Source organism: Bradyrhizobium sp. (genome assembly GCF_019244115.1).
Lineage (GTDB): Bacteria > Pseudomonadota > Alphaproteobacteria > Rhizobiales > Xanthobacteraceae > Bradyrhizobium.
This window is the reverse complement of the sequence record NZ_JAFATE010000463.1, coordinates 1-7,264: the sequence shown is the minus strand read 5'-3', so window position 1 is coordinate 7,264 and position 7,264 is coordinate 1. Positions and strand designations below refer to the sequence as shown.

The window sequence follows — 7,264 nt, the reverse complement described above, 5'->3', positions numbered from 1 at the left end:
TGCTTTGCAGCAAGCTTAAGATCGACGAGCCAGCGTTCCACTGCGTCCTGCGCATCGCGTGCGCGATTCACGAGGTCGCCGGCCTCGCAATCGTCGGCAGAAGCCGCCGCAGCCGTCGCACGAATGCTCGCCTGGCGCTGCAGACGAGCTACGTCGACGGCAATCGCATCGTAGGCAACGTTGTCCGGGAGCTACCGCCCCGGCCTCGCAAGCCGGTCATCCTGGCCGATCAAACCGGATGCGGGCGGCTCCAGTCGCAAGTCTGGCATCCAGAACGTCATCGGTATCAACTTCAGCGCTGGAATGCCGCACGCGCTCGACAAGCGGACGTGGAGCGTTCCAAAAAAGACTTGGTTAGCGCCCTGACCTTGTCCGCGCAAAAGGGCGTGCTGTAAGGCGTTCTCTTTCCGGTCATGAAGACGGCTGAAGCGAGTTCGGCGCTGATCTCTCGAAGGCTTCGCGTTCCGCCCTTCGCTTGCGAGAACGCTTGCGGGCCAGTTCGACGGTTTCGGGGCTCGTCTCAGCGACGGCTCGTCGACCGCCCACCTTCATGCCGGTTTCCGCTCGTTTGGGATCGCGAGCCGGCTTCAGCTTTTTCCGAGGCGCGTCTTTTCGAGCTCGGAGAACGCAGCCGCCATTTGTCGCATCGCGATCTTGAACTCGTCGCCTGTGTTCGTGAGCTCGAGGTCGCCTCTAGCCGCCCAACAAGTGACGCCACGGGCGATGAGCTCCATGATGCCGAGCTCTTGGGCGAGAACTTTCCGGGCGAAGCGGGTTGCATCCTCGACGAGGACTACCCGCGCTCCGTTGGCCTCAGGCGCATCGAGCATGGCTGAGAATGACGAAACCCCGACGAGGGAGACGGCGCGCGCCACAAAAGGAAGCCGGAAGGCCTCCATGTCCTCGCTTCGGCGAGCTGGTACGCCAAATCCGAACGGGTGGCGATGATCGCGTGGGTTGCGGTCGGGTTTCTTGATCACTTTCGCGATCGCCTTGAGCCTCGACGCCAGGAATTCGGGTGGGCCCAGAAACCGCAGTGGGGGCACTGGGAGATCGCTCTCATCGAGCGGCAATGCGCGTAACTGGGCCCGGGGCGAAAATTACGCAGGTTCCGTTGCGCCTAGATGACGCCTCCCGCGCGGGCGGGTATGCGCCTACGTGTGCACGCGGTGTGCGAAATGAAGAAGATTCGCCCACAAGCCAGCTTATGCGCGTGATCGACTGGCGGGTGCGAAGATGATGAAGGTTTGACCCGGAACAGGCGAGGGCGAGTGCAATTTCCTTGCTGGAGAGAAACAGTAGGAGACAGCTCATGAAAGCTAAATTTGCACTCGCGGCACTTCTGATTGCCGGATTTGCGGCCCCCGGGATCGCTGATGACGAATATTACGTCATTCACGACACGACGACAAAGAAATGCAAGATCGTTAAAGAAAAACCGGCCACCGCAACGTCAGTGACGGTTCTCGGAACCACGATCTTCAAGACGGAATCCGAGGCCGAAGGCTATATGAAGAAAGAAAAGGTGATCACGGCCTCGCCGTCGAGCAAAACGGACGAGATGCGCCGGTGTCCGAATGCTTCACCGATCAGCGGGTAGCGCCTCGACTCCGGCTCGACTGTAGAGCTTGACTGCCTTTCTTTCACTACAAGCGATCAGGCGAAAGCCGTCCGCCCTTATCTCGCGACGTAGAGCGGACCGGCTGGCGCTTCGTGACGCGGACGGGTAGGAGGAGCGGGAAATCACATATTTGAAATGAGGGCTCGCTGCAGGTGAATCAAGTTGCCGCATCGACGCAAATTTTCTGTGCGTGACTGTCGTTTCCTCGCAACGAAAAATCACATCTCGAGATCAGCGCCATGGCGCTGCACAAGGTCTGCATTGGACCGGGCCGCGAGGGCGCCCCTTCGGCGTAATTTGCCGAATTTGTGGGTCGAAAGTGGCACGGACGATTCGCCGACTACCTGTCGCACAAAGTCCATCTCGAATACAGTTCGCTACACGGAATTGAGAGCGACCAAGTTCAAGAACGTGTGGAGGTTATCGGGATTGCCAGCCAAGGGGCTCAATGTTCGAACCGGCAGGTGGTCGGCCGTGCAGGTGACGAGGCTTTTGAATTGCGAAATGTAGAAGTCCGTGAAGTGATGTCCCCCTCGGGGGCACGCGGACGTGTTCGGGGCCGAATCGGAAGAGAGCTCACCCGCGGGCCGATAACGGACAAAGGAAAGATCAGAGCTTAGCCACCGACGCAACGAATCGAAGGCCCTTGGAGGAAATAAGCAAGGGCACCTTTTTTGAGAAAGCCCCTGGCAGCGGGATTAACCGGCAATGAAAAACACTTCGCTCGCGATCAAGCAAAAAGGTGACGCGCGAGGGCGGTCCAAACCCGCGAGATTATTCCGTTGCGACCTTCACTTCTGAAGCGGTGAAGCGGCCGCCATCATCTGGATCGCAAGTGCATCGCTGAGAACTCGGGCCATGCGCAAATGCTCGAAAATGACGGGTAACTGATCGGAAGCGAAAGCCTTCAATTGCGCGTCCTGCCCCGAGCCGATTTCGTATTCGAAAAGCTGCGCCGTTTTTTGATGATCTCCAATTTGCGCATCAATGTAGTCCTTGTCGAATTTGGCGCCGTCTTCAGCGTCAAGCCTGCTCCAAAGGATCTTGTGCTCGGGACCGAGCTGATCTGGAGGGAGCGCGACGGTGAGGCGCCCGGCGAGGGAGAAGAGACGATCGTTTGCCGCCCCGTGATCGTGAGCCATCCGACGTCCGAAATTCTTGACCGCCTCGCTGCTGGCCTTCGTCTCCGCCAATTTGCCGAATTGCACTTCCGCTCTGCCTCCCAGCATGGCGGCCCGAATGAAGGCACGATCAGCGACATTCGCTTGCCCGAGCGCCGGCACTCCGGGTGCCGCTTCACGAGTATCGGCGGGAGACCCGGCGGGATTACCGGGAGCCGGTTTGCCCTGATCCGCATTTTGGGCGAATGAGGCGCAGGCAAAGATAGGGAGTGCGCCCAGCCAAATCCATAGTGAGCGGGTCATGCAAAACTCCCTTCATCCTATCCTTGGTTGCCCGGGCTTTAGTCTAGGACGCTCTTGCGCGTGAACGTCAGAGCGTGAGCAGGTAAGACACGAGGTTATCCTTTTCGGGCTGACTGAGCTTAAGCCCGAGCACAAGATTGAAATACTCGACTGTATCGGCGAGGGTAAGCAGACGACCGTCATGCAGATATGGGGGCGAATCCTTGATGCCTCGCAGCGTCAAAGTCTTGATGGGTCCATCGGGGAGCATGACCAACCCGTTTTGTGTTTGACCAACTTTATAAAATCGCTCGAGCTGCAGGTCGTGCATGTTGTTGTCCATGAACGCCGTCTCAGGAATATGACAGGAGGAGCACCGCCCCTTTCCCATAAAGACCTGTTCGCCTGCGAGTTCCTCCGGGGTTGCCTTTGCCGGATTGAGGTGACCTGTCGGATCAAGTTTCGGCGCGGGTGGAAAATCGATGATATTTTGCATCTGCGCCATCATCGGCACCTGGTCGAAGCGATTGGGAAGATTCACGCCCTTGCGCTGTGCGCTCACCTGATCGCCATTGAAGTAGGCGGTGCGCTGCTCGAATTGCGTGAAGTCCTCGACCGAACGCAACGAACGCTTGGAGCCGTGGATCTGTTGATTAAAAAGGCCGCGCAAGCTGACGGTATCGAGGCGGAAACGGGCAGCTTGCGGGCGCACATCAGGCGTCTGATGGAAAGCGCCGTTCGTGTGGAAATTGGCATGACAGTCGAGGCAGGTGACTCCGAGGCTCTGATCGGCGCTTTTTCGATCTTCGGTCTGGTTGAACTCCTCCTGTGGAAACGGTGTGAGCAGCAGCCGCATTCCTTCGAGCTGCACGGGAGTCAGAATGCCGACGAATAGCTCATAGTAGTTCTTGATCGTGACAAGCTGCCCGCGGGAAACATCGCCGAGCTCGGGATGGGTCGTCAGAAAAATTGGCGCGGGGAATTCCGGGGTGAATCGATCGGGCAGATCGAAATCCACATCGAAACGACGCAGATTGCGCTGCTCCTGGCGCGCGATTTCATCAATCTCTTCATCAGGAAATACTTGGCCGCCCGTCGCCTGTTTTACATGCGGCAAAGGCATGAAGCCCTTCGGCAGAACGCCGCGCTCGCGAATCTCATCCGCCGACATATTAGCCAAGCTGTCCCATGAGATGCCGGTCGGCAGCTTCACGCGAACCCCACCCTGCACGGACTTGCGCCCTCCCGACATCAAAATGTTCGGGATCGGCTGATCAGAAAGGTCGAAGCGTTCTTCGAGCAGGTTGCGCTGCCGTTGCATCACCTCCGTCTTTTGCGCCTCATCATCGGCTTTCACTTGATCGAATGGTGCCGCCGGCAAAGGACGATACGACGCGTCCGGCGGAAGGGGAGCGGCGGATGCGCCAACCGCACAAAGAAGGGCGCCGAGCAAGGGGGATAGCGTTGGCGAACATGATCGCATCGGCCGCCTCCAGAAAAACTGCGAACACGCGTCAGGTCAGGATGCAAATCAAACAACAAACTGAAATGAAGTTCCGGTGCTTTAAAAAAATGCTTCGTGGCAGCCCGTTACTTCTGGCTGACCCGTGCGGTGCTTGGCTTGATATGACCGGTGATGGCTCGATGAGCGATCGTCTGCGCAATCTCGCGTTTAATCTTTGGGCGTTATGCACCGCTTCTTCCGGCGTTGAAGACCCTGAACTTGTAATCGAGTGGCGCCTTGTGGCAGCGATTGCCGTCGTCGCCGAAGATGCGCTTAAGGATTTAAGCCGACGATTTGGTGCAGTCGCTTACCAAGATCCGTGGGGACGTGCCGCTGCCGATGATGAGCTACTTCTCGGGCGAGTTGCTACGCTTATCTTTTGTGACATGTGGCTTAGAATTGGGGCGCTCTCGTTCGACAAACCGGGCGAAACCTGGCGCTCGGAACGTGTCGCAGACACACGGGCTCACGCCCGGGAAGGTGGTAGCTGGCGGATCGCCATGCAGGCGGTGACCGGCTCGACGAGCGCCGCCTCGTCCGCGCTGACCCTCTTGGTCCCCAGGATGGGGGGAGGGAGGAGCGGCATTTGGGATGTTTATCAGTGGTCCGCCCGGAGGATGGCCGACCCGTCACGCCAACTCCTCCTGGGACGTCGTAGGGCGGGCGTTTGCCTGCCCAGCTAGGGCTACAGCTCCTCGACCCAGAACGACCGGCCTCGCCGAGGTGGCCCGGCGGCAAATCGCTAATCCACCTCGGGGGAGCGGTCGAAGGAATGAGAGGATTAGAGAAGGCGGCGGAGTAGCATCCCCGAGCCGCCATCTTTTGCTGTGCAAAGGATGAGAGCTCGAAGACGCGGGCCGCCGCAATTCGCGACCCCAGGGCAATTCCCGAACGGCAATCTCTTCATGAGACATCAGTAGTTGAGCGCCCCCTGGTAACCCCTCCCCGAGCAGAGGCACGAATCGCCTCCCTAATGGCTACTGGACAAGAGCTTGGTCGCCACTTGCAAGAGCTTCGGGGATGAGACCCAAGGAGATATTAAGCCTCCGGTAACCAGCCATGGCATTAGGTTGCCGGGCGCGCAATCGGTGCTTCGTTCGCGCCCCATCCATTGATCAGGGCGCAAGTTGATGATTCGATCAGTTGTGATTTTTGCGGCGGTAATTTGCACATACGCTTGGTGCTTTGGTGTCCCGTGGTCCGACGAGAAGACGGTCCGGCGCAGTGGCGAGTGGAGTGCCAGCCCCCGCGAAAGGAAGCTTCCTGGGACCATTAAGCTGCGAGTTGTTAAAGGAGGACGTGAGTAACGGGTTGAGCTGCGTGCGGTTGATTTTCCGTCGCCCCGATCTGCTGCGAAGAGGATTTCAATGAGAAAGACTTTCTCGCGAGAAGGGCGTCGAATGCGGCCGCCGTCGCCCTCCTAGCCCGGGGCGCGGCGGCCAACCCACTTTCTACGAATTCGCCGCAGCGGGTCAGAAGCTCCCCCCCAGCGCGACAGCCCAGCTGCGACGGAGGCGCCCCCCACCGGGCACCGAAGAGCCGGCCCTGCCATGGTCCATTCACGGCGAGGCCGGCTCACTTCTCATTCATGGCTCGGGGTGGGCAAGAGGCGAGGGTTTCGTCTTCCCCTCGCCGAAGTGCGGCCTCCTCGGGAGCGCGCCGTTTTGAGTCCGGCGCGCCGGCCGGTCGAGGTCCTTCACCCTCGGCCGGCCACGCTCGGCGCGGCGAGGTTTTCGTGACGTGGCGGCCAATGCCGCGAAGGACATCGAGACCGGACCCCCTTATTCCTGTCCTTCCTCACGACGGTGGGCTGCGTCCACTTTCTCGGCCCAACTCCTGCGCTCCCTTGCGACAATGACGCGCCAGGCGATGAACACCAGGCCGCCGATGAGCAGTGGAAGTCCGACGAACATCGCGAAACGAAATCCGAAGGTAGTTGCGGCGCCGACGATCACGATCGTGATCGCAATAGCGGCCAGGATCGCCTTGTGAATGATGCGCATTGCGCGATAAACGCGGGCGACGAGGAACATGATCCACCTGTGGATACAAGCAGCAAGTTCAATCTACGCGTTTGATTTGTGTTTGGTGCTCCACGGGCCGCCGGCTTGTGAAGCGAGTCGAAACAAGAGGCTCTTTGATGCAGCAGCGCTGAGGTTTCCGCGCGAGCGGAAAGCAAAATCTCCCCGAGGAGATTTTGCCGAGCGCGCCATCTTTTCCTCGAAGCAAAAGATGAAGACGCGGTCAGCCGACGCAGGCCGCTAAGCGTCGGCGCCGTCGCCCTGGCTACGCTTCTGACGCTCCGCCCACTCCGCCATCCGATTGTAAAGGGTGGCATTTTGCAGCAGCATGTTGCGCAGCTTTGCCGTGTGGGCCCGACGCGCGTGCTCGCGCATCTGGGCCGCCTCCTCGCGATAGTGCAGCGCGGTTCTCAGGCTTCCGCTTTCAGATCGATCCGGCATGGCACGCGACCCCTGTCTAAGCAGGGCAAATCCGGGTCGCCGTCGCCGGTTCCTTTGCAAGCTGGAATGCGAGACCGAGGGCAGCTCTGTCCGAAAATGCCTGCCAGTTCTGCGGTTACGCCAGGGCTGTCGCGGGAACCTTGCGCCAGGCGGATGTATTTTCGCCAGGGGAGACGTTCTATGTCTGAGGCTCGACAGTTGCGCGAGCAAGCGGAAGCCCTGTTGCGGATGGCGGAAGAAACCACCTCGCTCGGAGATCGCGCCTGCCTAAAGT

General features: G+C 59.5%; 8 protein-coding genes. 3 read left to right on the top strand and 5 right to left on the bottom strand.

Annotated features, from left to right (window positions below):
• The coding region (locus JOZ76_RS20430) for a hypothetical protein (RefSeq protein ID WP_291701231.1) at positions 1-395 on the top strand (395 nt) is incomplete at its 5' end.
• Between the two features lie 192 nt (positions 396-587).
• Here JOZ76_RS20430 and JOZ76_RS20425 read toward each other — a convergent pair.
• Positions 588-980: a recombinase family protein gene (locus JOZ76_RS20425; RefSeq protein WP_291701229.1), complete on the bottom strand. Its 393-nt coding sequence runs from the start codon at positions 978-980 to the stop codon at positions 588-590.
• Between the two features lie 332 nt (positions 981-1,312).
• Here JOZ76_RS20425 and JOZ76_RS20420 point away from each other — a divergent pair, with 332 nt between their 5' ends.
• A complete protein-coding gene (locus JOZ76_RS20420; RefSeq protein ID WP_291701227.1) occupies positions 1,313-1,600 on the top strand; it encodes a hypothetical protein in 288 nt (95 codons plus the stop codon).
• A gap of 812 nt (positions 1,601-2,412) precedes the next feature.
• On the opposite strand, the gene JOZ76_RS20415 is transcribed toward JOZ76_RS20420, so the two are convergent.
• Together JOZ76_RS20415 and JOZ76_RS20410 are read right to left on the bottom strand one after the other, a co-directional pair.
• On the bottom strand, positions 2,413-3,045 hold the full coding sequence (locus tag JOZ76_RS20415) for a DUF4142 domain-containing protein (RefSeq protein ID WP_291701226.1): 633 nt from the start codon (positions 3,043-3,045) through the stop codon (positions 2,413-2,415).
• A gap of 67 nt (positions 3,046-3,112) precedes the next feature.
• On the bottom strand, positions 3,113-4,507 hold the full coding sequence (locus JOZ76_RS20410; RefSeq protein WP_291701224.1) for a cytochrome B6: 1,395 nt from the start codon (positions 4,505-4,507) through the stop codon (positions 3,113-3,115).
• Between JOZ76_RS20410 and JOZ76_RS20405 the strand changes: the two genes are divergently transcribed.
• The gene (locus JOZ76_RS20405) at positions 4,489-5,211 is read left to right on the top strand and encodes a hypothetical protein (protein ID WP_291701222.1); all 723 of its coding nucleotides are present in this window, start codon (positions 4,489-4,491) and stop codon (positions 5,209-5,211) included. The genes JOZ76_RS20410 and JOZ76_RS20405 overlap by 19 nt on opposite strands.
• A 1,098-nt stretch (positions 5,212-6,309) precedes the next feature.
• Here JOZ76_RS20405 and JOZ76_RS20400 read toward each other — a convergent pair.
• Positions 6,310-6,561 (bottom strand): hypothetical protein, encoded by a 252-nt coding sequence (locus JOZ76_RS20400; RefSeq protein WP_291701220.1) that lies wholly within the window; start codon positions 6,559-6,561, stop codon positions 6,310-6,312.
• 228 nt (positions 6,562-6,789) lie between these two features.
• Complete coding sequence (locus tag JOZ76_RS20395; RefSeq protein ID WP_291701217.1) at positions 6,790-6,990, bottom strand: hypothetical protein; 201 nt, start codon at positions 6,988-6,990, stop codon at positions 6,790-6,792.
• Positions 6,991-7,264 lie beyond the last annotated feature (274 nt).

Bases quoted from the DNA above. Each gene is read 5' to 3' on its own strand.
- JOZ76_RS20400 (WP_291701220.1), bottom strand. From the start codon at position 6,561: ATGTTCCTCGTCGCCCGCGTTTATCGCGCAATGCGCATCATTCACAAG.
- JOZ76_RS20420 (WP_291701227.1), top strand. From the start codon at position 1,313: ATGAAAGCTAAATTTGCACTCGCGGCACTTCTGATTGCCGGATTTGCG.
- JOZ76_RS20415 (WP_291701226.1), bottom strand. From the start codon at position 3,045: ATGACCCGCTCACTATGGATTTGGCTGGGCGCACTCCCTATCTTTGCC.
- JOZ76_RS20410 (WP_291701224.1), bottom strand. From the start codon at position 4,507: ATGCGATCATGTTCGCCAACGCTATCCCCCTTGCTCGGCGCCCTTCTT.
- JOZ76_RS20395 (WP_291701217.1), bottom strand. From the start codon at position 6,990: ATGCCGGATCGATCTGAAAGCGGAAGCCTGAGAACCGCGCTGCACTAT.